The 24,163-nt window shown below is 73.6% G+C and carries 22 protein-coding genes and 1 pseudogene; 11 read left to right on the forward strand and 12 right to left on the reverse strand.

Annotated features, from left to right (window positions below; all coding sequences use genetic code 11):
• Window positions 1–39: 39 nt before the first annotated feature.
• The 4 genes from ACGFRB_RS06130 to ACGFRB_RS06145 all read right to left on the reverse strand — a co-directional run bounded on the left by ACGFRB_RS06130 (window position 40) and on the right by ACGFRB_RS06145 (window position 3,782).
• The gene (locus tag ACGFRB_RS06130; RefSeq protein WP_363005331.1) at window positions 40–288 is read right to left on the reverse strand and encodes an acyl carrier protein; all 249 of its coding nucleotides are present in this window, start codon (window positions 286–288) and stop codon (window positions 40–42) included.
• A 210-nt stretch (window positions 289–498) separates the two neighbouring features.
• Window positions 499–1,530 (reverse strand): ketoacyl-ACP synthase III, encoded by a 1,032-nt coding sequence (locus ACGFRB_RS06135; protein WP_363005329.1) that lies wholly within the window; start codon window positions 1,528–1,530, stop codon window positions 499–501.
• 18 nt (window positions 1,531–1,548) lie between these two features.
• Window positions 1,549–2,499, reverse strand: coding sequence for an ACP S-malonyltransferase (locus tag ACGFRB_RS06140; RefSeq protein WP_363005378.1), 951 nt, complete (start codon window positions 2,497–2,499; stop codon window positions 1,549–1,551).
• 101 nt (window positions 2,500–2,600) lie between these two features.
• A complete protein-coding gene (locus ACGFRB_RS06145; RefSeq protein ID WP_363005327.1) occupies window positions 2,601–3,782 on the reverse strand; it encodes a helix-turn-helix domain-containing protein in 1,182 nt (393 codons plus the stop codon).
• Window positions 3,783–3,863: 81 nt separating this feature from the next.
• Between ACGFRB_RS06145 and ACGFRB_RS06150 the strand changes: the two genes are divergently transcribed.
• Window positions 3,864–4,586: a pirin family protein gene (locus ACGFRB_RS06150; protein ID WP_393239691.1), complete on the forward strand. Its 723-nt coding sequence runs from the start codon at window positions 3,864–3,866 to the stop codon at window positions 4,584–4,586.
• A 102-nt stretch (window positions 4,587–4,688) separates the two neighbouring features.
• On the opposite strand, the gene ACGFRB_RS06155 is transcribed toward ACGFRB_RS06150, so the two are convergent.
• A complete protein-coding gene (locus tag ACGFRB_RS06155) occupies window positions 4,689–5,882 on the reverse strand; it encodes an Ig-like domain-containing protein (protein ID WP_393239694.1) in 1,194 nt (397 codons plus the stop codon).
• A 425-nt stretch (window positions 5,883–6,307) separates the two neighbouring features.
• Between ACGFRB_RS06155 and ACGFRB_RS06160 the strand changes: the two genes are divergently transcribed.
• The 5 genes from ACGFRB_RS06160 to ACGFRB_RS06180 all read left to right on the forward strand — a co-directional run bounded on the left by ACGFRB_RS06160 (window position 6,308) and on the right by ACGFRB_RS06180 (window position 12,364).
• Entirely contained in the window at window positions 6,308–7,435 is a 1,128-nt protein-coding gene (locus tag ACGFRB_RS06160) for a lipid II:glycine glycyltransferase FemX (RefSeq protein ID WP_393239697.1), read from the forward strand.
• Window positions 7,432–9,174 carry a murein biosynthesis integral membrane protein MurJ gene (murJ, locus tag ACGFRB_RS06165; protein WP_393239700.1) on the forward strand — a complete coding sequence of 581 codons (1,743 nt, stop codon included), beginning with the start codon at window positions 7,432–7,434 and terminating at the stop codon, window positions 9,172–9,174. Before ACGFRB_RS06160 ends, murJ begins: the two co-directional genes overlap by 4 nt.
• Before the next feature lie 150 nt (window positions 9,175–9,324).
• Window positions 9,325–10,011, forward strand: a complete 687-nt coding sequence (locus ACGFRB_RS06170) for a response regulator transcription factor (protein ID WP_361231633.1) — start codon at window positions 9,325–9,327, stop codon at window positions 10,009–10,011.
• 74 nt (window positions 10,012–10,085) lie between these two features.
• Complete coding sequence (locus ACGFRB_RS06175) at window positions 10,086–11,744, forward strand: ATP-binding protein (RefSeq protein ID WP_393239703.1); 1,659 nt, start codon at window positions 10,086–10,088, stop codon at window positions 11,742–11,744.
• Window positions 11,741–12,364: a hypothetical protein gene (locus ACGFRB_RS06180; protein WP_393239706.1), complete on the forward strand. Its 624-nt coding sequence runs from the start codon at window positions 11,741–11,743 to the stop codon at window positions 12,362–12,364. The genes ACGFRB_RS06175 and ACGFRB_RS06180 overlap by 4 nt, the downstream gene beginning before the upstream one ends.
• Before the next feature lie 32 nt (window positions 12,365–12,396).
• Here the strand turns inward: ACGFRB_RS06180 and ACGFRB_RS06185 are convergent, their stop codons facing one another.
• Window positions 12,397–13,503, reverse strand: coding sequence for an LUD domain-containing protein (locus tag ACGFRB_RS06185; RefSeq protein ID WP_393239708.1), 1,107 nt, complete (start codon window positions 13,501–13,503; stop codon window positions 12,397–12,399).
• 218 nt (window positions 13,504–13,721) lie between these two features.
• Between ACGFRB_RS06185 and sigJ the strand changes: the two genes are divergently transcribed.
• The 3 genes from sigJ to ACGFRB_RS06200 all read left to right on the forward strand — a co-directional run bounded on the left by sigJ (window position 13,722) and on the right by ACGFRB_RS06200 (window position 15,503).
• Window positions 13,722–14,693: an RNA polymerase sigma factor SigJ gene (gene sigJ, locus ACGFRB_RS06190; RefSeq protein WP_393239711.1), complete on the forward strand. Its 972-nt coding sequence runs from the start codon at window positions 13,722–13,724 to the stop codon at window positions 14,691–14,693.
• A gap of 267 nt (window positions 14,694–14,960) precedes the next feature.
• Complete coding sequence (locus ACGFRB_RS06195) at window positions 14,961–15,239, forward strand: hypothetical protein (protein WP_363005315.1); 279 nt, start codon at window positions 14,961–14,963, stop codon at window positions 15,237–15,239.
• 30 nt (window positions 15,240–15,269) lie between these two features.
• Window positions 15,270–15,503: a hypothetical protein gene (locus tag ACGFRB_RS06200; protein WP_393239714.1), complete on the forward strand. Its 234-nt coding sequence runs from the start codon at window positions 15,270–15,272 to the stop codon at window positions 15,501–15,503.
• 183 nt (window positions 15,504–15,686) lie between these two features.
• Here ACGFRB_RS06200 and ACGFRB_RS06205 read toward each other — a convergent pair whose 3' ends face one another.
• Window positions 15,687–16,502, reverse strand: a complete 816-nt coding sequence (locus ACGFRB_RS06205; protein WP_363005311.1) for a serine hydrolase domain-containing protein — start codon at window positions 16,500–16,502, stop codon at window positions 15,687–15,689.
• A 208-nt stretch (window positions 16,503–16,710) separates the two neighbouring features.
• Here ACGFRB_RS06205 and ACGFRB_RS06210 point away from each other — a divergent pair, with 208 nt between their 5' ends.
• Both ACGFRB_RS06210 and ACGFRB_RS06215 read left to right on the forward strand, forming a co-directional pair.
• Window positions 16,711–17,130: a MerR family transcriptional regulator gene (locus ACGFRB_RS06210; RefSeq protein WP_363005370.1), complete on the forward strand. Its 420-nt coding sequence runs from the start codon at window positions 16,711–16,713 to the stop codon at window positions 17,128–17,130.
• A complete protein-coding gene (locus ACGFRB_RS06215; RefSeq protein ID WP_363005309.1) occupies window positions 17,127–18,161 on the forward strand; it encodes an aldo/keto reductase in 1,035 nt (344 codons plus the stop codon). The genes ACGFRB_RS06210 and ACGFRB_RS06215 overlap by 4 nt, the downstream gene beginning before the upstream one ends.
• A gap of 138 nt (window positions 18,162–18,299) precedes the next feature.
• Here the strand turns inward: ACGFRB_RS06215 and ACGFRB_RS06220 are convergent.
• The 5 genes and pseudogenes from ACGFRB_RS06220 to ACGFRB_RS06240 form a co-directional block, all read right to left on the reverse strand.
• Window positions 18,300–19,142 (reverse strand): annotated as a pseudogene (locus ACGFRB_RS06220) (MFS transporter); the annotation flags it as partial.
• Window positions 19,143–19,206: 64 nt separating this feature from the next.
• A complete protein-coding gene (locus tag ACGFRB_RS06225) occupies window positions 19,207–20,577 on the reverse strand; it encodes an acyltransferase (RefSeq protein ID WP_393239717.1) in 1,371 nt (456 codons plus the stop codon).
• Window positions 20,574–21,629: an alpha/beta hydrolase gene (locus ACGFRB_RS06230; RefSeq protein ID WP_393239720.1), complete on the reverse strand. Its 1,056-nt coding sequence runs from the start codon at window positions 21,627–21,629 to the stop codon at window positions 20,574–20,576. The genes ACGFRB_RS06225 and ACGFRB_RS06230 overlap by 4 nt, the downstream gene beginning before the upstream one ends.
• Before the next feature lie 206 nt (window positions 21,630–21,835).
• Complete coding sequence (locus tag ACGFRB_RS06235) at window positions 21,836–22,480, reverse strand: response regulator (protein WP_393240550.1); 645 nt, start codon at window positions 22,478–22,480, stop codon at window positions 21,836–21,838.
• Window positions 22,481–22,559: 79 nt separating this feature from the next.
• Complete coding sequence (locus ACGFRB_RS06240) at window positions 22,560–24,005, reverse strand: sensor histidine kinase (protein WP_393239723.1); 1,446 nt, start codon at window positions 24,003–24,005, stop codon at window positions 22,560–22,562.
• Between the last annotated feature and the right edge of the window lie 158 nt (window positions 24,006–24,163).

The following is a 24,163-nucleotide window of genomic DNA, read 5'->3' on the forward strand; positions in this document are numbered from 1 at the left end:
CCACCGCTGGGTGGCGGACCGGGGTCAGCAGAGGCCGGATCAGGCCTGGTGCTTCAGGATGTAGTCGGTGGCGTCGCCGACCGTCTTGAGGTTCTTGACGTCCTCGTCGGGGATCTTGACGTCGAAGCGCTCCTCGGCGGCCACGACGACCTCGACCATGGACAGCGAGTCGACGTCCAGGTCGTCGGTGAAGGACTTGTCCAGCTTGACGTCCTCGACCGGGATGCCCGCGATCTCGTTGACGATCTCCGCGAGACCCTCGACGATCTGCTCCTGGGTGTGGGCCATGGGTGGCGCTCCTTGTTGTTGTACGACGGTGCGGTTGCCGCACGCCGTAGGACGTAGGGGACGGACAGGACGACCGGAAGGCCTGGGACACGAGGTCCCGGGGGCCGACCGGCGCCCGGGGTCTGGCCGGTGGATCCCGGCCGGGGGCCGTGATGCCGGTGGCGGGCCCCAGGGGGGCCTTGGCAGACCCTGGAAGGGGCTTCGCAGACCCTAGGGGAGAGTAACGACCGTCGCGGCGAAGACCAGCCCCGCCCCGAAGCCGATGAGGAGCGCCGTATCGCCGCTCTTCGCCTTGCCGGTCGCCAGGAGCCGCTCCATCGCGAGCGGGATCGAGGCGGCCGAGGTGTTGCCGGTGGACGCGATGTCACGGGCGACCGTGACGTGCTCCGGCAGCTTCAGCGTCTTCACCATCGAGTCGATGATCCGCATATTGGCCTGGTGCGGGATGAAGACGTCCAGGTCGTCGGCGCTGATGCCGGCGGCGTCCAGCGCCTGCTGGGCGACCTTCGCCATCTCGAAGACGGCCCAGCGGAACACCGCCTGGCCCTCCTGCGTGATGGCCGGGAACTTGACCTCGCCGCGGCTGTCGAGCGGCAGCCGCGACACATCGCCGACGTGGAACTCGTTCCACGGCACGGTCTGCTTGATCGTCTCGGACTTGTCGCCCTCCGAACCCCACACGGTGGGGCCGATGTGCGGCTCGTCCGAGGGGCCGACGATCACGGCACCGGCGCCGTCGCCGAACAGGAAGGCCGTCGCGCGGTCCTCCAGGTCGGTCAGGTCGCTCAGCCGCTCGACGCCGATCACCAGCACGTACTCGGCGGAACCCTCGACGATCATGCCCTTGGCGAGGGTCAGGCCGTAGCCGAAGCCCGCGCAGCCGGCGGAGATGTCGAAGGCGGCGGGCTTGCCGGCGCCGACCTTGTCGGCGATCTCGGTGGCCACGGCCGGGGTCTGCTTGAAGTGCGACACCGTGGAGACGACGACCGCGCCGATCTGCCCGGGGTCGATGCCCGCGTCGGCGATCGCCTTGCCGGCGGCCTCCACCGACATCGCGGTGACGGTCTCCTCCGGGGACGCCCAGTGACGGGTCTCGATGCCGGAGCGCGAGCGGATCCACTCGTCGGACGAGTCGATCGTCTCCAGGATCACCTCGTTGGGCACCACGCGGGTCGGGCGGTAGCCGCCGACACCGAGGATGCGGGCGTACGGGGCGCCCTTACTGGGTTTGATCTTCGCCATGCTTCTCGACACTCCTTGTCAGGCCGTGGCCGACGTCTCGGCGATGAGCGCGCGGGCCGCGTCGAGGTCGTCCGGGGTCTTCAGAGCCACGGTGGGGACACCGCGCAGGGCACGCTTCGCGAGACCGGTCAGGGTGCCGCCGGGGCACACCTCGACCAGGCCGGTGACGCCCAGCTCCTTGAAGGTTTCCATGCACAAATCCCAGCGGACCGGGTTGGCGACCTGGCCGACCAGGCGCGCGATGACATCCGCGCCCGTGGTCACGACCGAGCCGTCCTTGTTGGAGACGAACCGGGTGACCGGGTCGGCCGGGGACAGCTCCTTCGCCGCCTCCTCCAGCTTCGCCACCGCCGGGGCCATGTGGTGGGTGTGGAACGCGCCCGCCACCTTCAGCGGCACCACGCGGACCACGCCCTCGGGCTTGTCCTCGGCCAGCGCGGCGAGCTGCTCCATGGTGCCGGCGGCCACGATCTGGCCGGCGCCGTTCACGTTCGCCGCGGTCAGACCGAGCTTCTCCAGGTGCGGGAGGGTCACCTCGGGCCGGCCGCCGAGCAGCGCCGACATACCCGTCTCGGTGACCGCGGCGGCCTCGGCCATCGCGAGCCCGCGGGCACGGACCAGCCGCAGCGCGGCGGTGTCGTCGAGGACACCCGCGAAAGCGGCGGCGGTGAACTCGCCGACGCTGTGACCGGCGACCGCGCCGGGCGCGACGGCACCGGTGACGGCGTCACCGGGAGCCGCGTCACCGAGGGCGGCGGCGGACAGCAGACCGGCGGCGACCAGCAGTGGCTGTGCCACCGCGGTGTCGCGGATCTCCTCCGCGTCGGCCTTCGTGCCGTAGTGGGCGAGGTCGAGACCGATGGCCTCGGACCAGGCCGCGACGCGGTCGGCGGCACCGGGGAGCTCGAGCCAGGGATTCAGGAAGCCGGGCGTCTGGGCGCCTTGGCCGGGAGCGACGAGTACGAACACCTTCACACTCTCTCTTGGAGACGGTCCTCGACGCCGGTGGGGACAAGGACGAAGAACCGTCGGGGGAATTGTCGAAGTCCCACAAAAGTCCAGGGTCTCACCTAGGCGTGCGTCTCCGCGTCGGCCAACCGCCCCAGGATCAGCGCGATCCGCAGAGTGAACGCCGAACGGACATCAGAGGGTGACCAGCCGGTGACGTCGGTCACACGTCGGAGCCGGTAGCGCACGGTGTTCGGGTGTACGAACAGCATCCGCGCCGCGCCTTCCAGGCTGCTCGCCTGCTCCAGATAGACACTCAGCGTCTCCAGGAGCGCCGAGCCCGCCTCCTCCAGCGGTCTGTAGATCTCCTCCACCAGCTGCTCGCGCGCGGCGGGGTCGGAGGCGATCGCGCGCTCCGGAAGCAGATCGTCCGCGAGCACCGGGCGCGGGGCGTCCTGCCAGGCCGTGCAGGCCTTGAGTCCGGCGGCGGCGGCCTGCGCGGACCGGGTCGCGGCCAGCAGGTCCGGGACGACCGGACCGGCCACCACCGGACCCTGCGCGTACGGGCCGATCAGGGCCTTCGCCACCGCGAGCGGGTTGTCGTTGCCGCCCGCGATCACCACGAGCCGGTTGCCGAGGACGCCGGTGAGTACCTGGAGCTTGGCGTGCCGGGCGGCCCGCCGGATCGCCTCCACGGTCAGTTCGCTGTCGCCGTCCGGGGCGGTGCCGAGCACCACGCACACGTTGTCCGGCGAACTCCAGCCGAGCGCGGCGGCCCGCGAGATCGCGCCCTCGTCGGCCTCGCCCGACAGCACCGCGTTCACCACGAGCGATTCGAGCCGGGCGTCCCAGGCGCCGCGGGCCTCGGCGGCCTGCGCGTACACCTGGGCGGTCGCGAACGCGATCTCCCGGGCGTAGACGAGGAGCGCCTCGCGCAGCACCGGCGCCTCGCCGGGCGCCGCCACCTCGTCGATCGCCGACTCCATGACCTCGATGGTGGTGCGCACCATCTCCACGGTCTGACGCAGGGTGATCGCCCGGGTCAGCTCGCGCGGCGCCGTGCCGAACACGTCGGTCGGGATCGCCTGCGGGGTCTCCGGGTGCCGGAACCACTCGGTGAACGCGGCGATACCGGCCTGGGCGACCAGACCGATCCACGACCGGTTCTCCGGTGGCATCGCCCGGTACCACCGCAGCGTCTCGTCCATCCGGGCGATGGCGCTGGCGGCGAGTCGCCCGGAGGACTGTTCGAGGCGCTTCAGGGTCGCGGCATGCGGGTGAGCGGCGTTCACGGGATCAGACACGGGGACAAGACTGCCTTATCGGAAGGGCCGCATGCGGTGGCGGGGCGGCTGGGGAGAAAGCCGATGACTACCGTAGGCCCTGTGATACTCCTCCAGCGCGCGGACGAGCGGTACCCCGGCGGCGACCCCGGCGCGGGCATCGACACCCGGCACGCCTTCTCCTTCGGCCGGTTCTACGACCCCGCCAATCTCCGCTTCGGTGCGCTGCTCGCCTGCAACGAGGAACGCCTCGCGCCGGGCGCCGGTTTCGACGAGCACCCGCACAGTCACACCGAGATCGTCACCTGGGTCGTCGAGGGGCAGCTCACCCACCGTGACTCGACCGGACACGCCACGGTCCTTGGGCCCGGAGACCTTCAGTATCTGAGCGCCGCCTCGGGCGTCCGGCACACCGAGCGCAACGACGGCGCGGCCCCGCTCGCCTTCGTACAGATGTGGCTCGCCCCGGCGGAGGCCGGCGGCGAGCCGTCGTACGAGGTGGTGCGGGGCGCGGCGGGTGGTGATCCTGGGGGCGGCGGTCCGGTGGACGGCGGTCCGGTGGATGGCGCCGCCTTCTCGTACGCCGTTCCGGCCGCCGCCGCGACCCTCCATGTCCACCGGCCCGTCGCCGGTGACCGGGTCGCACTGCCGGACGCGGACACTCTCTACGTTCATGTGGTGCGCGGCGCGGTCCGCCTCGCGGACCACGACCTGGCGCCGGGCGACGCGGTCCGGGCCACGGCGGAGAAGGGCCTCACGCTCCTGGCGACGGCCGACGCCGAGATCCTGGTGTGGGCGATGCGGGACACCGTCGCGCAGTGGTGACCGCCGGGCCGCCGCCGGCGGGCCGGGACGGCGGTCGAGCCGGTGTCCGGGGCAGCGTCCGGGCAGCGGCCGTCACGGGAGCCGAGTGCCCCCGTGTCCCGCTCAGCGCAGGGCGCTCTTGGCGCGCCACTGCTCCCACGACACGTTCCACGCCCCGTAGCCGTTGCCCTCGGCGACCACGCCCTTGGTGTCCGCGCCCTTGATCTCGAAGGGGTCGCCGGGGCGGAGCGCCTCGAAGAGGCTCGCGGCCTGCTCGGTGCTCATGCCGATGCAGCCGGAACTCTGGTTCGAGCGGCCGAAGTGCTGCGCGTTCCACGGGGCCGCGTGGGCGTACATCCCCGACCAGGTCAGCCGCATCGAGGAGTTGACCATCTTGTCGTAGGCGGAGCCGAGCCCGACGGTCTCGGAGTTCATCCTGATGGTGCCCTCCTTCGCCATCAGGACGGCGGTGCCCCGCCAGGACCGCTTGTCGCCGCCCGGAGTGCCGCCGGAGACCGGGATCGTACGGACGGTGCGGCCGTCCTGTTCGACCGTCAGCTGGTCGCTGTCGAGGTCGACCTTGACGACGCGGGCCGTCGAGTCGACGGTGAAGCCGGTATGGTAGTCGCGGACGAACCAGCCGCCGCGGGCGCCCGAGTCGGTGCCGTTCAAGGTCGCGTCCAGGGTGACCTTCGTACCCGGCTTCCAGTACGCGCTGGGGCGCCAGTCCACCCGGTCCTTGCCGGACCAGTCGGTGATCCAACCCCAGGAACCCTCGGTGTTGTTGGACGTGGTGACCTTCAACTGCTTTTCCACGGCCGCCTTGTCGGCGACGGGACGGTCGAAGACGATCGACAGCGGCTGGGCGATGCCGACCGTGGTGTTCTTGCCGGGGGCCAGCGTCAGCTTGTTGACCAGCTCCGCCTTCGGCGTGGTGAAGGACTTGCGGGACGTCGTCTCCTTGCCGCCGGTGCCGCGGGCGGTGACCTCGACGGTGTACGAGGTGCCGGGCGCGGCCTTCCGGTCGGACGCCCACGAGGCGGAGTCCGCGCTCGAACGGCCCGCGAGCACACCGCCGTCGGCGTCGACGACCTTCACCGCGGCGAGGGTGCCGCCGCTCGCCGTGACCTTCACCGGACGGCCGGCGGCCGGCGGCGCCACGGTCACCTTCGCCGGATCGCCGTGCGCGCCGGCGGCAGCGGAACCGCCACCCGTCGTCTCGGTCGCCGTCGCGGCCGAACAGGCGGTGAGCGCCGCCGCCGTGAGAGCGAGCAGGGGAATGTGGACGCGTATGCGACGCGTGCGGATCCGCGGCACGGGACCGACCTTCCGAGAGGGACGAAGAGTGGGATGTCCTGGACTGTAGGCGGCTGTGGAGGCCCGTCGCGCCCCTGTGACGGTAATGCGGGGCAACGGTCATCGTCCGGTCACATTCCCCGCGCGGACCGGTCACGACCGGCTGTGAATCTGCCGTCATGCCCCACCAGCGAACGGCCACCGAAGGCCGCCGAACGGGGCGGAAGAAGGAGGCCCCCGTCGTGTCCGCGCTGCTTGTTCCGCCCGCGTCCCCCGGTCCCTCCGCGTCCGACCAGGAGCCCGCGTCAATGCCGGCGTCAGGCGCCTGGCCGGACGCGGCATCCGGCCCCGCATCCCGCTCCGCGTCCGGCTCGGGACATGGCTCGGCGCCCGGTGCGGCGTCCGGCTTCGGGCCCGCCTTCACCGCCGGGCGGTGGACCGGGCCCGTGACCCCCGAGACGTACCGCGCCTTCCTCGACAGCCGCTCCACCGGACCCGACGGCCCGAGCTTCCTCCAACTGCCCGCCTGGGCCGCCGTGAAGGACGGCTGGCGCCATCAACTCGTCGGCTGGGGAGCCCAGTCCGGCCGCGTCGACGGTGTCGCGCTCGTGCTCCTGCGGCCGCTGCCCGGTACCCGCAAGTTCTTCGCGTACCTGCCCGAAGGCCCCGTCGCCGACTGGGCCGACCCCCGGATCGACGACTGGCTCGACCCGCTGCTCGCCCATCTGCGGGCCTCCGGTGTGTTCGCCGTACGGATCGGCCCCGAGCCCGCGTTCCGGCGCTGGGACGCCGCCACCCTCAAGGCCCACGCCGGGCCCGGCCGCCGCCTGGCCGACGTCCTCGCCACCGAGGTCGACCCGCTCGGCACGGCCGTCGCCGAACGGCTGCGGTCCCGCGGCTGGCAGCGCTGCGGCGGGGACGGCGACGGCACCGGCGACGGCGCCGACGCCCAGCCCCGGCTCGTCTACCAGATACCGCTCACCGGCCGCACCCCCGAGGACCTGTGGTCCGGACTCAACCAGGAGTGGCGGCGCAATATCCGCCGCGCCCGCAAGAGCGGCGTCGAGGTCGTCATCGGCTCCGCCGCCGACCTGCCCGCCTTCCACCGGCTGCTGCGCGTCACCGAGGAACGCGACGGCTTCCGGCTCGGCCGCTCCCTCGCGTACTACGAGCGCCAGTACGCGGTCCTCAACGCCGAGTGCCCCGGCCGGATGAAGCTCTATCTCGCCCGCCACGAGGGCGAGATCCTGGCCGCCCACACCATGATCACGGTCGGCCGGCGGGTCTGGTACCAGACCGGCGCCTCCGCCGACCACCGCCGCGAGGTCCGCCCCTCCAACGCCCTGCAATGGCGCATGCTCCTCGACGCCCACGCCCTCGGCGCGGACGTCTACGACCTGCGCGGGGTACCCTCCACCCTCGACCCCGACGACCGCGCCCACGGGCTGCTGCGCTGGAAGCTCGGCACGGGCGGACAGGTCGTCGAGACCCTGGGGGAGTGGGAGATTCCGTTGTCCGGTACGACCAATTACACGCTGTACCGCGCCTTCCAGGCGTACATGGCCCGCCGATGACGGGGGTCGCCACCGACCGCGCGGGAGCGGACGGACCCGGCGGCTCCGCCGCCCCCGCGAACACCGGCCCCGGCGCCCCGGCGCCGGGGCGCGGCCCGTCCCTGCTGCGCAGCGGCGCCGTGATGGCCGCCGGTTCGCTCGTCTCGCGCGCCACCGGATTCGTCCGCTCGGCGATCGTCGCCGCCGCCATCGGCACGGGCTTCGTCGCCGACGGATACGCCGTCGGCAACTCCGTGCCCACGATCGTCTACATGCTGCTCCTCGGCGGCGCCCTCAACGCCGTCTTCGTCCCCGAACTGGTCAAGGCCGCCAAGGAACACGAGGACGGCGGCGTCGCCTACACGGACCGGCTGCTCACCGTCTGCCTGCTCGCCCTCACCGCGCTGACGGCCGCCGCCGTGCTCGCAGCGCCCGCGATCGTCGACGCGTACACCGACTACACGGGCGCGCAGCGGGACATGACGATCGCCTTCACCCGCTCCTGCCTGCCGCAGATCCTCTTCCTCGGGATGTTCACCCTGCTCGGCCAAGTCCTCAACGCGCGCGGCCGGTTCGGCGCCATGATGTGGACCCCGGTGCTCAACAACGTCGTCGTGGTCGCCGTGTTCGGCCTCTTCCTCGCCCTGTACGGCGCTGCGGGCGCGGGCACGGGCCCCGGCGGCACCCTCTCCCCGGGGCGCACCGCGCTGCTCGGCTGGGGCACCACCGCAGGCATCGTCCTTCAGGCCGTCGCCCTCGTTCCGTCCCTGCGCGCCGCCGGATTTCGCTGGCGGCCCCGCTTCGACTGGCGCGGCAGCGGACTCGCCGCACCCCTGCGCGCGGCCGGCTGGCTCGTCCTGCTCGTCCTCACCAACCAGGGCGCCTACTGGGTGACGACCAAGGTCGCCACGGCGGCCGGCCAGCTCGCCGAGGGCGCCGGACTCAGCGCGTACAACAACGCCTACCAACTGTGGATGGTCCCGCACGGCATCGTCACCGTCGCCCTCGTCACCGCCCTGATGCCCCGGATGAGCGGCGCGGCGGCCGACGGCGACCTCGCCGCCGTACGCCGTGACGTCGCGGGCGCGCAGCGCACCAGCGCCGCCGCCATCGTCCCGGCCGCCTGCGCCCTGTTCGCGCTCGCGGTACCGGTGATGGGCGTGGTCTACCAGTACGGCCGGACGGACGCCGACGCGGTCCGCTCGATGGCCTGGATCCTGATGGCCCTCGCGCCCGGACTGGTCGCCCTGTCCGGGCAGTACGTGTGCACCCGCGCCTTCTACGCGCTGCGCGACACCCGTACGCCGTTCTTCCTCAACCTGGTCATCGCGGGCCTCAACGCCCTTCTCGCCGTCACCGCCCACGCCGTCCTGCCCGCCCGGTGGGCGGTCGCGGGCATGGCCGCCGGCTACAGCCTCGCCCTGTGGGCCGGGTGGGGGCTGACCGCGTACGTCCTGTCCCGGAAGCTGCGCGGCACCGGCCGCGCGGCTGTGGGTACGGGAGAGGGGGCCGGGGGTACGGGAGCGGTCGCCGCGCTCGTCCGGCTGCTTGCCGCCGCGGTGCCCGCCGCCGGACTCGCCCTGGTCACCGCCGAACTGACCGCTCCGGCGGGCCGGGTCGTCTCGGGTCTCGCCGGCGCGGTGGTCATCGCGGCCGTCTTCGCGCTCCTGGCCCGGCCGCTGGGCCTCACGGAGGTGCGACGGCTGATGACGAGCATCGCGGCCCGTGTACCCGGCCGCGGGCGGAGCCGCCGAGCCTGACCCCGCCCCCCGGACGCCTCGTCCTGCCCCGGCGCCCTCACCGGGCCCCCTCCCTGGTGAGGGCGCCGGTCTGCCCGTACCGTACGACGCCGTACCGCCGTACTGCCGAACCTCCGACCACCTGGCCCGACCACCTGGGAATCACTGCCGATGCCACGCGTGCTGCTGATCGAAGACGACCCCTCCGTCCGCGAGGGCGTCGAGCTGGGGCTGCGCCGCCGCGGCCACGAGGTGCGCGCCGCGCCGACCGGCGAGGCGGGCCTTGCCGCGCTCGGCGAGTTCCGGCCCGATCTGCTGCTGCTCGATCTGATGCTGCCCGGCATGAACGGCGTCCAGGTCTGCCGCAAGGTCCGCGAGACCAGCCAGCTGCCCATCATCATGCTCACCGCCCGGGGCGACGACTTCGACGTGGTCGTCGGCCTGGAGGCGGGCGCCGACGACTACATCGTCAAGCCCGCGCGGACCCAGGTCATCGAGGCCCGGATCCGCGCCGTGCTGCGCCGCATCGAGGAACCGGGCGGCGGCCGGCCCGGCGTCGAGTTCCACGGCGAACTGGCCATCGACCGGGTCGGCCTGACCGTCGCCAAGAACGGCGACCGCGTCGCCCTCGCCCCCTCCGAACTCAAACTGCTGCTTCACCTCACGGCCGCGCCCGAGCAGGTCTTCAGCCGCCAGCAGCTCCTCGAACACGTCTGGGAGCACAGCTTCCACGGGGACGCGCGCCTCGTCGACGCCTGCGTCCGGCGGCTGCGCAACAAGATCGAGGACGTGCCCGGCGAGCCGCGCTACATCCAGACGCTGCGCGGCTTCGGCTACCGCTTCGGACCCCTCCAGTGAGGGGCCGCTCCCGCTCCCGGTCCGATGCCCGGTCCGACGTCCGGTCGGATGCCCCGTCCGATGCCCAGTCCGACGTGCGGCCCGCGCGCCGCGCACCGGACCCCGGCCCGCGGGCGAAGACCCGCGCGGCCGGCGGCCGGCGGTCCGCCCGCCGGCGCCGCCCGCCCCGCCCTCGCCCCTTCGGCCTGCGCACCCGGCTCGTCTTCGCCTTCCTCCTCGTCGCCGCCGTGGGCTGCGGCACGACCGCCGCCCTGACCTACCGTGCCGCCCGCACCGCGATCCTCGAACAGACCCAGGACACCGCCGTCGGCTCCTTCCGCCGCCAGGTCGCGACGCTTTCCACCTCGCTCCCCCTCAACGAGAAGGCCATGCGCGCGGAGCTGCTGAGGATCGCCGCCGAGGGCCGGCCGCACCCCTGGCGGGTGTACGCGGAATACGACGGCGTTCTGCGCGTCTCCTCCACCGACCGGCCCGGATCCAGCGTCCTCACCCCCGAACTACGCGCCCACGCACTGGCGTCGGACACCCCGCACGGCAGCTTCCAGCGGGTCGTCCGGGGCGGCACCCCGTATCTCACCATCGCCGTCCCCGCCGTCTTCCCGGCCGGCCACAGCTACCCGGCGGGCCGCCCCACCGGGGTCGTCCTGTACGCCGTGATGGACCTGCGCGTCGAGGACGCCAACATCGCCGCGATGGTCACCGCCGCCCGCGACGGCGCCCTGCCCGCCCTGCTCGTCGCCCTCGTGCCCGCGCTCCTCGCTTCCCGCAGCGTGCTCCGCCCGGTCCGCGAACTGCGGCGCGCCGCCCACGACATGGGGGAGGGGCGGCTCGACGCCCGGATCCATGCCAAGGGCAGCGACGAACTCGCCGACCTCGCCCGCACCTTCAACCAGGCGGCGGCCGAACTGGAGAGTTCGGTCGCGGAGTTGCGGAACGCCGAAGCCAGGGCCCGCCGCTTCGCCTCCGACGTCTCGCACGAACTGCGCACCCCGCTGGCCGGGATGCTCGCCGTCACCGAGGTCCTCGACGAGGACGCCGACACCCTCGACTCGGACACCGCCCGCGCGGTCCGCCTGGTCAGCGCGGAGACCGGAAAACTGGCCGTCCTCGTCGAGGACTTGATGGAGATCTCCCGCTTCGACGCGCGCGCCGCCGAGCTGCACACGGACGAGGTCGACGCCGCCGAACTGGTCCGCAAGACCCTCCAGAACCGCCACTGGGTGGGGCCCGGGGCGATCGGGATCGGTGGGGTAGGGCCCGGTGTGGCGGGGTTCGGTGCGCAGACGGGAGGCGGGGCCTGGGCCGGGAGCCATGCCGGGCCCGGCGTCGGAATCGGGCCCGGGGCCGGGGCCGGGGTGGCGCCGGGGGCGGTCGTCACCGAACTCACCGACGGCATCCGCGCCCGGCTCGACCCGCGCCGCTTCGACGTCGTCGTCGCCAACCTCGTCGGCAACGCCCTGCGGCACGGCGCCGCACCGGTCACGGTCCGGGTGTACGAGGAGGCCGGCGCCCTCGTCACCGAGGTCGCCGACCGGGGCCCCGGCATCCCCGGCGACGTCCTGCCGCATGTCTTCGACCGTTTCTACAAGGGCGACCCGGCCCGTACCCGCTCGGCGGGCAGCGGCCTCGGCCTCGCGATCACCCTGGAGAACGTCCGGCTGCACGGCGGCACGGTCGTCGCCGCCAACCGCCCCGACGGCGGCGCCGTCTTCACCGTCAGGATCCCCCTGTGACCCGGATTCCCCTCTCTGGCCGGCGGGTGCGCCCCGGCACCGCCCTGACCCTGGCCATGCCCCTGCTCCTCGCCCCGCTCGCCACCGGCTGCGGCATCCAGAAGAGCGACGTCGTGGAGGCGGGCGGCGCGGCGACCGTCACCGTCCAGCCGACGACCGGAGCCCGGGCGATCCTGTTCTTCGTCGGCCGTGACGGCCGGCTCCTGCCGGTGGCCCGTACCTACTCCTTTCCGAGGCCCGGAGCCACCAAAGAAGCCGGAGTCATCGGAGGTGCCGGGGGGGATGTCGCCCCCGACACCGAGTACGACTACGTCATCGGCGTCGACAAGGTGCTGTCCATCCTGCTCTCGGGCCCGGACGAGCGGGAGCGCGCCGCCGGGCTGACCAGCCGTATCGACCTGGAGGGCAAGCCGCAGGCGTACGCCAGGCCCATGCCCGGCCCCGACGGCACGTCGGTCTACACCGTCCACTTCGCCACCAGGGTCCGCGACCTCGACCCGCTGGCCGTACGCCAGGTGATCTGCACCGTCGCGTACGGCGCGTCCCCGGACGGCTCCGCCGCGGTCACCATCGCGGGCACCGACGGCACCCTGCCCACGTCCCACTGCGAACCCGACTAGCGGCCGCCCGAAGGCAGGTTCGCCCCCCGGGGTCAGAATCCGATGGCCTCGCGCACCAGCAGCACGGTGCCACGACCGGGCTGCGGCTCGGCGTTGAGGATGAGCAGCCGGTTGAGCGCGCTCGGCTGCCCGTAGGCCGCCTGCGCGCGTACGTTCTCCAGCGGGAGGGCGTGCTCCTCGACCCGGCGCAGCGCCGTCGCGAGGTCGGGCACCACCTTCTGCGCCCCGACCACCCAGACCGCCTTCGCGGCGCCGCCCGCGGACGCGGGCAGCTGGCTGCCGCTGCCGGAGGCGATGACGAGTGCGCCGGTCTCGGTGACGGCCGCGACGCTGGCGACGAAGACGTCCGGGGTGGCCGTGAGCCGGCGGATCTCGTCGGACTCGGTGGCCCGGTCCATCCTCAGCACCCGCGGCCGGACGGCCTCGCACCGGCCGCCCGTCTCGATGTCCTCGGCGATCCCGGAGAGCCGGAGCGTCTCACTGGCCCCGGTGAACACACTCGCGCCCTCGGGGATCAGCTCCGCCATCCGGACGCGCGCGGCGGCGACGTCGTCGAGGAGTTCGGCGGCGAAGCCGTTCGCCCGCAACGCGGCGACGGTCCGGTCGAGCCGCTCGGCGGACACCGGTACGGCGAAATCATCGGCCACAGCCGCCTCTTCGAGGGGCGCGCCCATCTCGGCGGCGCCGTGCGCCTGGCCGTCGGGGCCGGGCGCCGAACCCGCGAGCGGGGTGGTGTCGACGTACCGGACCTCGTAGACCCGCTCGGCGAACCTCCAGCCCTCCGGCAGGCGCCGGTAAGTGTCGTGGTAGACGGCGAAGTTCTGGCCCGAGCGGCCGTCGAGCACCCGCGCGATCTCCTGGATGTAGGTACGCCCGGTGGCGGTGTCGCCGTCGATGTCGACCGCGCCGGAGTGGCTGTTCTGGACGAAGAAGTCCCACTGGCTCTGCAGGCGTTCGCCTCCGGTCCGGATCTCCTCCCGGCCGGTGAACTCGACCGGGATGTTGGGCATGCGCAGTACGCCGTCGGGGGTGAACAGCGCGGCGAGGCGGGCGCGGTCGCGCATCATCGCCGCGTCGGTGAACTCGGCGCGCAGCGCGTCGATCTCGACGCGGTCGGCGATCCGCTGGAAGTCGTTCATGGCCGGACTCCTGTCCTGGGGAGGGGGACTCGTGTTCCTCTTCACCCGTCCGACAACACAGCCCCGTGGAATGTGAGGTGGGCCGCCGGCCTCACAATCCGCCGCCCCGATCGGTCGGAGAGGGGGAGAGCCGCGGACCACGGCGGCGCGGGAAGCGTGACGGCGCGCGAGCGGGACACAAGGAGCGAGAGCACATGGACGAGGGAGCCGGAGAGCGCATGACCACCCCATCGGGACAGGGACAGAGACAGGGGCAGGGACGGCGCGAGGCGGTCGAGGAGCAGGACCCCGGCCTCGCCGCGATCATGAGCGAACGGCGGCAACTGATCAATCTCGCCTACCGGTTGCTCGGCTCCCTGGCCGACGCCGAGGACGTCGTCCAGGAGACCTACACCCGCTGGTACGCGATGTCCCGGCAGGAGCAGGACGCCATCGTGTCCCCGGGGGCCTGGCTGACGAAGGTGGCCGGCCGGATCTGTCTGAACCTGCTCGGCTCGGCGCGCGTGCGGCGGGAGACCTACGTCGGGGAGTGGATCCCGGAACCGCTGCCCGACCCCGCCGAGTGGAACACCGGCGCGGCGGGCGGCGCGGGCGGGGATCCGGCGGACCGGATCACCCTCGACGAGTCGGTGACCATGGCCTTCCTGGTGTTGTTCGAGTCGATGACCCCCGCCGAGCGCGTCGCGTTCGTGCTGCACGACGTCTTCCGCTATCCGTTCGCCGAGGTGGCCGAGATCGTCGGCCGCAGCCCCGCGGCCTGCCGCCAGCTGGCCTCCTCGGCCCGCCGCCGCGTCACCGCCGCGCGCGCCGGGGCGAGCCCGGACGCGGCCCGGCAGGCGCGGGTGGTCCAGCGGTTCAAGGCGGCCTGGGAGACCCAGGACATCGAGGCCCTGATCGGCCTGCTCGACCCGGCCGCCCTCGCGGTCTCCGACGGCGGCGGCCGTGCCATCGCCCGCCTGCTGCCGCTTCAGGGTGCCGAGCCGATCGCCCACCTCTATCTGATGGTCGCCCGCCTCGCGCCGCCGCGCGCGATCCTCGAGCGCACGGTCAACGGGCTGCCGGGCCTGGCGGTCGAGTCCGGGGGCCGGATCGAGACGGTGTTCTCGTTCCGGGTCGACGAGCACGACCGGATCACGCACATCTGGGCCGTACGCAACCCGGACAAGCTCCTGCCGTGGCAGGTGCCGTGACCGCCACCTTCGGACAGGGGCCTGATGGTATCCGAACTCGCCTGCCCAGACCGATGGTTGCGCTTCCCATTGCACCTTTTCGCGGAGGGAGTGACGATGGGAAGGAGACGTGTGACGCCCCAGCGGCGGTGAGTCCCCCTCCCGCCGTCGCTGTGGAGATCACGCCCCGGACAAAGGTCAATCCCAGACGGGAGAAGCTCCGCGACCTTGCTCCGGCAGAAGGAACGCGAGGATTCACGGCGGCTGCTCCTGAAGAGTGGAGGAGCCATGGCCGTATACGACATCGGCTGGGTCACCATCGCCGCGAACGGGTCCTACCCGTGGTTCATTCATGGGTTCGGGGCCAACGACGCCGTGGTCTTCAGCATAGTGGTGTTCCCTGGTACGGGTCCGGGCGTTCTGTATCCGGTGGGGCATGCGACGCTCACCCAGGGCGAGTCGTTCGAGCATGTGGACGGCACGAAGGCCTACAAGGTCTACATCCAGAACAACGCCCCCTTCAACACCTGCGACGTTCATTTGCTCGCGATGGTCGAGACGCTGTGAGTGCGAGAATCCCTAAGGGTGTGAGACACGATGGCGAAGGTGAAAGCGCATGTCGTCCATGACGTCGCGACCGGCCGAATCACCGCGATAGCGCGCCCGGCGAAGGGCGTGAAAGCCGTGCCCGTGGCCGGGGAAGGGCAGGCGGTTCTCAAGACGAAGGTCAAGGAGAAGAAAATCGCCGGTCTGGTGAGCGGCGGAGGCCGGGTGGACACCGCGCACGGTGTGGTGGTCGGGTCCAAGGCCGGGTCCAAGAACAAGAAGTGACGCCCGGGCGGGCCGCTCTCCCGGCTCGCGCCGCCGGTCGGGGCCGTCGTGCCGGCCCCGACCCCGCTCTGTGCACCCCGCCCGGCGGCGCGTGTCCGGACGGCCCGCTCTTCCCGTTCGCCCGTCTCGCCGGCAAGTTCGCCGGCGAGACGGAGAACCGCCGCGGAGCCGTAACGGCGGCCCCTACGCGCGCAGTTCGGCCAGGACCGCGTCCGTGAACGGCGGCCACGCCTCGATCGCCCACGGCCCGAAGGCCCGGTCGGCGAGGGCCACACACGCCGCGCCCGCGTCGGGGTCGATCCACAGGAACGTACCCGCCTGACCGAAGTGCCCGAAGGTGCGCGGCGAGGACCCGGCGCCCGTCCAGTGCGGCGACTTTCCGCCGCGGATCTCGAAGCCGAGACCCCAGTCGTTGGGCCGCTGATGGCCGTACCCCGGCAGGATGCCCGTCAGGCCCGGGAAGGCGACGGTCATCGCGTCCAGCACGGTCCGCGCGTCCAGCAGCCGCGGCGCCTGCACCTCGGCGGCGAACCGCGCCAGGTCGTCGACGGTCGACACGCCGTCCTTGGCGGGCGAGCCGTCCAGGGTGGTGTCCGTCATGCCGAGCGGCTCCAGGACCGCCTGGCGCAGATACTCGGCGAAGGGGATCTCGGTGGCCTTGGCGACATGGTCGCCGAGCACCTCGAACCCGGCGTTGGAGTAGATCCGGCGGGTGCCCGGCGCGGCCGTCGCCCGGTTTTCGTCGAACGCGAGCCCGGAGGTGTGGGCCAGCAGATGCCGTACCGTCGCGCCCTCGGGCCCGGCGGGCTCGTCCAGGTCGATCGCCCCCTCCTCGTACGCGACCAGCACCGCGTACGCCGCCAGCGGCTTCGTCACCGAGGCGAGCGCGAAGCGCCGCCCGGTGGGGCCGTGGGATCCGGCGAGGGTGCCGTCCGCGCGGACGACCGCGGCGGCCGCGGTGGGGACGGGCCAGTTCTCGATCTGCGCCAGGCTCTGCATGCGGCCGAGCCTACTTGCTTAGAGCGGACTCTAATTCTTTAGCGTGGTGGTCATGAGCGTGGTCGAGAGCACGAGTGCGAACACCGTCGCGGGCACCGGCGTGCGCCGGGCACCGGCGACGGCGGTGGCGACAGCGACGGGGACGGCAGCGGCAGGGGCGGGTACGGCAGTGGCGACGGGGACGGGCGCGGCGGCCTTACCGGCGGCGATGCCGGCACCGGTACCGGTGCCCCTGCCGTCCCCGCCCGATCCGGCGCGGCGGTTCACCATCAGCGAGGTGGCGGCCCTCACCGGCCTCACCGCCCACACCCTGCGCTGGTACGAGCGGATCGGCCTGATGCCGCACGTGGACCGCTCGCACACCGGCCAGCGCCGCTTCACCCGGCGCGACCTGGACTGGCTCGCCTTCGTCGGCAAGCTGCGCACGACCGGAATGGCCGTCGCCGACATGGTCCGCTACGCGGAGCTGATCCGGGAGGGCGACCACACCCACGCCGAACGCAAGGCGATCCTCCAGGGCACCCGCGACGACGTCGTGGAACGGATCGCCGAGCTCCAGGACGCACTCGCCATGCTCGACCTCAAGATCGATCACTACCAGAGCATCTTCGGAGGCCCGGCTTCATGAGCACCACCGACTTCACCGGCAGGATCGACACCGTGCGCCTCGGCGGCCCGGATGGCCCCGAGGCGGGTGTCCAGGGCTTCGGCGCGATGGGCATCAGCGAGTTCTACGGCGACACCGACGAGACCTCCGCCCGCGACACCCTCGAAGCGGCACTGGAGGCGGGTGTCACCCTCATCGACACGGCGGACATCTACGGATCGGGCGCCAACGAGGAGTTCCTCGCCCCGTTCGTCGCCGCGCACCGCGACGAGATCGTCCTGGCGACCAAGTTCGCCATCGAGCGGCGCGCCGACGACCCCGCGTCCCGGGGCATCCGCAACGACCCGGCGTACATCCGCCAGGCCGCCGAGGCCAGCCTGCGCCGACTCGGCGTCGAGACCATCGACCTCTACTACATGCACCGCCGCGACCCCTCCGTCCCGCTGGCGGAGTCCGTCGGCGCGATGGCCGAACTCGTCAAGGAGGGCAAGGTCCGCCACCTCGGGCTGAGCGAGGTGACCGGAGCCGAGCTGCGCGAGGCGTACGCCGTGCACCCGATCACCGCGCTGCAGTCGGAGTGGTCGCTGTTCTCCCGGGACGTCGAGCGCAGCGCGGTCGGCGCCGCGGCCGAGCTGGGCGTGACCTTCGTGCCGTACTCGCCGCTCGGCCGGGGCTTCCTCACCGGCGCCTTCGCCGACGCGTCGAAGGACCTGACGGCGAACGACTTCCGCCGCAACCAGCCGCGCTTCAGCGGCGAGAACGCGGAGCGCAACGCCGCCCTTCTGGAGCCCGTCCGGAAGATCGCCGCCGCGCACGGCGCGACCCCGGCGCAGATCGCCCTCGCCTGGGTGCAGCAGCGTGCCGCCGTCCACGGCCTGACCGTCGTCCCGATCCCGGGCACCCGCAAGCGGACCCGCCTCCTGGAGAACGCGGCGGCCACCCGCGTCACGCTCACCGCCGACGAGCTGGCCGCCCTGGAGCCGATCGCCGGCCAGGTGGCGGGCGACCGTTACCCGGACATGAGCTTCACGTCCGTGAGCCGGGAGAAGTGAGAGAGCAGGGCCGGGGCCGGGGGTTCTGAGGGGCCGGAAGGCCCGCCGGGACCTGTCAGCCCCTGTCACGTCCCAGCGGACGTCCGGCTTCGGGCGTCCGCTTTCGGACGTCCGCCTTCGGGCTTCGGGCCCCGGCCCTCAGGCCTTGGCTTTGGCGGGGTCGGACGGGATCGGCGCCGGTCCCGGTCCCGGTCCCGGCGCCGGCGTCGGGTCGTCCGGCCGTACGGCGCCACGGCGCGCGGTGCGCAGGTGCCAGAGGAGCGCGCCGGCGGTGACGGTGGCCGCCACCGGCCCCAGTACGGCCGGTTCCGGCCCGCCCCGCGTCTGGAGCAGGCCGCCGAGGCCGCCGCCGAGGGCGACTCCGACGTAGAGCGCGGAGGAGTTGAGGCCGAGCAGAACGGGCGCGGGGGCGGGGCCGAGGGCGACGAGCCGGTGTTGCTGGGGGACGATGACGGCGCCGCCGCCGAGTCCCCAGAGCACGGCCCGGACCAGGGCGGTCGCGAGGGTGCGGGTGGCCAGTGGGGTCAGGGCGAGGGTGAGTACGCCGAGGCCGAGCGCGCCGGTGAGGACCCGGTGGGGCGCGAACCGGTCGGCCAGCCGGCCGGCGGCGATGTTCCCGGCCAGGGTGCCGAGGCCCCAGGCCAGCAGGACCAGGGTCAGCAGGCTCGTGGAGCCGCCGGTGGCGTCCCCTACCACCGGGGCGATGTACGTGTAGACGGTGTACGTGCCCAGGAAGGCGAGTGACGTCACCGCCAGTTGGGCCAGGACGCGGCCCCGCGCGAGGGGGCGCGGCCGGTCGGCCGGCGAGGCGGCGGGCAGCGACACCCGGGGGAGTCCGAGGGCGATGCCGACGGCCGCCAGCAGCCCGGTTCCGGCGACGGCCCACAGGGTGACGTGCCAGTCGGCGCGGCCGATGAGCGTGCCCAGCGGCAGCCCCAGCGCGGTCGCCGAGGTCAGGCCGCCCAGGACGAAGGCCAGGGCCCGGCCCCCGCGGTCCGCGCCCGCCCCGCTCCTCCCGAGCGGGTCCCGGCCCCGCCCCGCTCCCTCACGCCAGGCCCAGCGCGAACACCGCGAACCCCGCCGCGAGCAGGCCCGCGAGGGTGCGGCGGGCCGGGCCGGTGCGGTCCCAGGGGGACTCGAAGGTTCGCGCGTACCGCCCGATCAAAGTCAGCAGCAGGGCGAACACCGGCATCCACGCCAGCCGCGCCAGGATCCAGCCGGCCGAGTCCGGCGCGCCGACCAGCCCGCCGAGCTCGCCCCCGTACGAGGCGGGGATCGCGGCCGCCAGCATCGCCGTCTGGTGCCAGCACAGGATCGTCATCGCGGACAGGTTGATCACGACGACCGGCGCCCACAGCAGAGGCCGCCGCAGCAGCGCGCCCAGCCGTTCGCGCAGCAGGATCGCCGCGCCGCTCTGCGTGGCGGCGAGGGCGAGGACGAGCAGCGACGGCGGATGCGAGTTGGTACGGGCCGCGCCTGGCACGCCCACCATCGACGCCGGGTAGTCGCACCACAGCAGCAGCACGGCGAACAGCGCGGCCCCGCCGGCCAGCAGCCCCCACGCGTGCCGCTGGGTGAGCCGGCCCTCGCCCCAGGACACGCCGAGCTGATACGCGAAGAGCCAGCCCGGCAGGATGGTGAGCGCGCCGACCCAGGACGGCACGGCGTCCGCGTACGGCCCGTAGCGCAGGAAGTCGACGACGGCGACCGAACCGAGCAGCGGGGCCGCCGCCCACACGCCGAGGCGGCGGGCGGCGCGTACGCAGTACGGGGTGAGCGCGGTGACCACCACGTACACGCCCACGAACCACAGGGGTTGGACGACGAGCGTGGACGCCGTCCGCAGGGTGGCGACGGGGACATCGAAGCCGCAGCGCAGCGCCGGCAGCAGCACCGCCCACACGGCCGTCACGCCGAGCACCGGCCGGCCCAGGCGGGCGATCCGCCCCGACAGCCAGGCGCGGGTGGTGCCCTGGCCGGCCCGGTGGCGGCGGTAGGAGAGCGCGGAGGCGTAGCCGCCGACCAGGAAGAAGATCCCCAGCATCTGAAGGACCCAACTGACCGGCGCCAGAGCGCCGAACGCCGTCAGCGGACTCGCGTTGTGGATCGCGCCGTCGGCGGCGGACCGGGTGAACCCGCCGAGCAGCCAGTGCCCGGTGGGCACGGCGAGCAGCGCGAGGGCGCGCAGGCCGTCGATCGCCCGGTCGCGGTGGGCGGGGGTACGGGCCTCGATGAGGGCGGCGGCACGGGCGACGGCACCGGTGGTGGAGGCGGTGGCGGCGCGGGTGGTGGTGCCCGCCGTGGTGCGGGTGGTGGTGCGGGCGGGCGCAGGGGCGGTCGTGCCCGCGGTCGCGCGGGCGGTGGTACGGGCAGCCGCGTCGGGGGCCGTACGGGCGGTGTTCGCGGGCGCGTTCATCGGGCCGCCCCCTCGGCGATCGCGGCGAAGGCGCGCAGCGAGGAGGTGCCGGGGGCGAAGTAGCCGTCGTGGCCGTGGGCGTCGGCGGCGGGGACGGGGTGGGCCCCGAAGGCGGGGGAGGCCGGATCGGCGCCGTGCCCGAGCCCGGCGAACTCGACGTTCGGTACCCGGTCGATCCAGTCGTCCGGGTCCTTCGCCGCCCACACCCGCGCGTCGGTGCCGAGGCCGGCCGCGTCGTCGGCGCGCATCCCGGGGGAGGCGATCGCGACCAGGTCCGTGGCCCGGACGCCGCGCGCGGCGAGACCGCACACGACCGAGCCGTAACTGTGGCAGAACAGCGCCGGTTCGGCGGCGCCCACGGCCCGCAGCCCCTCGGCGAAGCGGACGAGCCGGGCCGCGCCCGCCTCCGCCAGCTTCCCGGTGGCCGCGTCGAGGCCGACGCCGACGGGAGTGGTGTAGCCGGCCCAGGCGACGACGGCGGTCTCGCCGCCTGGCCTGTCACCCGTCCTCTTGCCACCCGCCTTCTCGCCGCCGGCTGCCGCGCCGTTCGTCACCGCGCCGCCGGTCGCCTCGTACAGCGCGCGGGCCTTGGCGAGCAGCGGGCCGAGGTGGTCCGCGTCGGTGTCGGAGCCGGGCACGATCACCGCCACGTGCGCGGCCTTCGCCAAGTCGCCCAGGACGAGTACGGCCTGGCCGCGCCCCCGGGGGTCGTACGCGAGCACCTGCGCCCCGGCCCCGAACCGCCCCTGTGCCGTACGGGCGTTGGCGGCGTAGCGCAGGGCGGGCGGGGCGCCGTCGAGGTTGCCGAGGACGCCGGGGTGCTCGCGCAGCAGGCGCCGGCGCTCCCGCTCGCCCAACCCGTCGATGTACGAGGCGAGACGGCGCGGCGTCATGTGAGCGGGGTCCGGCAGGCCCTCGGCGACCCAGGCCGCCGTCCCGGCCGGTGAACCGGTCACCGGCCGCTGGGAGTCGCCCGATGCCCAGCCCGCCGTCCCGGCCACGATGGTGGCGGTGAGTGCGGCGGCGACCAGGGTCCTGGTGAAGCGGCGCATGGGGGCCTCCCCTTCCGTTCCTGTCTTCCTCGGTGTCGGCGAGAGGAAGGTAGGAAGCGGACGGGGAGCGGTACGTCACCCCGGGGCGCCAACCGTGAAGCCATACCAGGGGTGGGGGCGGAGGAGCGGCGGCCCGCAGGCCGGGGGTGGGGATAACCCCCGGGGGAACACCCCGCCCCGGCGCGCCCACCGGCTGCTGCCTGGTGCTACCTGGTGCCGGGCGTCACCAGGCCCGACTCGTACGCGAACATCACCGCCTGTGCGCGGTCGCGCAGATCGAGCTTGGCCAGTACCCGTCCGATGTGCGTCTTCACGGTCTGCTCGGCCAGGACCAGCCGTGCGGCGATCTCCTGGTTCGACAGGCCCCGGGCGATCAGTTCGAGGACCTCGGTCTCGCGCGGGGTCAGCCCGTTGAGCCGCAGCGCGACCCGGTCGGAGCGCGGCGCGGGCCGGGACGCGGCGAAGTCGGCGATCAGCCGCCGGGTCACGGACGGCGCGAGCAGCGCCTCGCCGGCCGCCACGATCCGTACGGCCGCGATGAGATCGGCCGGCGGCGCGTCCTTGAGGAGGAACCCGGACGCCCCGGCGCGCAGCGCCTCGTATACGTAGTCGTCCACGTCGAAGGTGGTCAGCATGAGCACCTTCGGGCGGTGCGTCACCCCGGGCGGCGGGTTCAGGACCTCGCGGGCCGCCGACAGCCCGTCGAGTTCCGGCATCCGTACGTCCATGAGCACGACGTCCGGGTGCGTGGTGCGTGCCACCTCCACCCCCCGCCGGCCGTCCGGTGCCTCACCCACCACGTCGATGTCGGGCTGCGCGGCGAGCAGGGCGGCGAACCCGGCCCGCACCATGGCCTGGTCGTCGACGATGATCACGCGAATGGTCTCGGGCACGGGGATCCTCAACTGTCGTCGGCCGGGCGGCCGTTCGTCAGCTGCGGAACGGTGCCTCGGTGGTAGTGGTGGTGGCTGATTCGGCGGTGGCGGTGGCGGTGGTGGTGGTGGTGGTCGGGGCGATGGGGGCGGCTGGATCGGTCGGGCCGGTCGTGCCGTCCGTGCCGGGCAGGTCGTCCGCACGGGTCGGCAGCCGGGCGGCGACCCGGAACCCCCCGTCCGGCAGCGGCCCGGTGTCGAGTGTGCCGTTCGTCAACCGTACGCGCTCGCGCATTCCGACGAGCCCGTGCCCGGTGCCTTCACCGCGCTCGACCGGCGAACCGTCGCGCGCGGGCGGACCGTTGACGATCAGGACGTTCAACAGGCCCTCGTCGTCGACGCGTACGGACACCCGGGTGTCCGCGCCCGGCGCGTGCCGGACCACATTGGACAGCGCCTCCTGCACGATCCGGTACGCCGACAGCTCCACCGCCTGCGGCAGCGCGCCCATCCCGGCCGCGAGCGACAACGAGGCCGGCACCCCGGCCCGTACCGTCGCCTCGACCAGCTGAGTCACTCGGTCCAGGCCCGGCTGCGGAGCCCGGTCGCCCTCCGTGCCCTCGCTGCGCAGCAATGCCAGCAGCCGTCGCATCTCGGACAGCGACTCGCGTGCCCCGGCCGCGATCGACGCGAACTCCTCGCGGGCCGGCTCCGGCAGGTCCGGGATCCGGTACGGGGCGGAGTCGGCCTGCACGGTGATCACCGACATGTGGTGGGCGACCACGTCGTGCAACTCGCGGGCGATCCGGGCACGTTCCTCCAGGAGGGTACGGCGGGCCCGTTCCGCCTCGCTGATCGTCTCCTGCTCGACCAGCCGGCGTTCCGCCTCGCCGCGCCCGCGCAGGGTCGCGGTCAGCAGCAGCAGAAGGCCGCTGAGCACGAACAGGACGATGGGGACGCCGTCCACCCGGCCGGGCGAGACGAGCGCGAACACCGCCCCGGCGGCCCCCGTCGCCAGCCACACCGCGAGCAGGGTGCCCCGCGACTCGCGCGCGCCGAGCGCCACCATCAGGCCGAGGTAGCCGATCACCACCATCGGGGTCCACGGCCAGGGCATGCCCTCGGGCGGGCCGGGGATCAGCAGGGCGAAGCCGCCGACCACGTCCGCCGCGAAGATCACCCACCAGGCCTGGAGCGGCCGGGTCACGGCGAGCAGCAGCGGCGCGGTCTGGGCGGTGCCGACGAGTCCGGCGACGGCGCCGTTCAGTCCGTACTGGTTGATGAGGACGGGGATGGTGACGGGCAGCAGTACGGAGACCAGGAGGAAGGCGACCGCGTACGGCAGCCGGCGCGCCCAGGGGGAGGCGGCGCGGGCGAGCAGCGGCTCCCTGTCGGCCGACGGGGACGCGAGCGCCATGAGGGCCTGGCGTCCGGCGGCCCGGCCGGCCCCGCGTACGGCCGAGGCACCACGGGCGGCACCTCGGCCGGCGGCACGTCCGACCATGCGGCCGATCGCGCGTCCGGCGTCGCGCGCGGACGTGGTCGCGGACGAGGCCGCTGGGTTTTCGGCGTCGTCGGCGTCGGCGAGTGTGTCGGCGGTGGCGTCGCCGTCCTTCGGCCGGGGACTGCCCGGCCGTGGACCCTTGGGCCAGGGACTCTCCG

Source organism: Streptomyces sp. NPDC048718 (assembly GCF_043198875.1).
Taxonomy (GTDB): domain Bacteria; phylum Actinomycetota; class Actinomycetes; order Streptomycetales; family Streptomycetaceae; genus Streptomyces.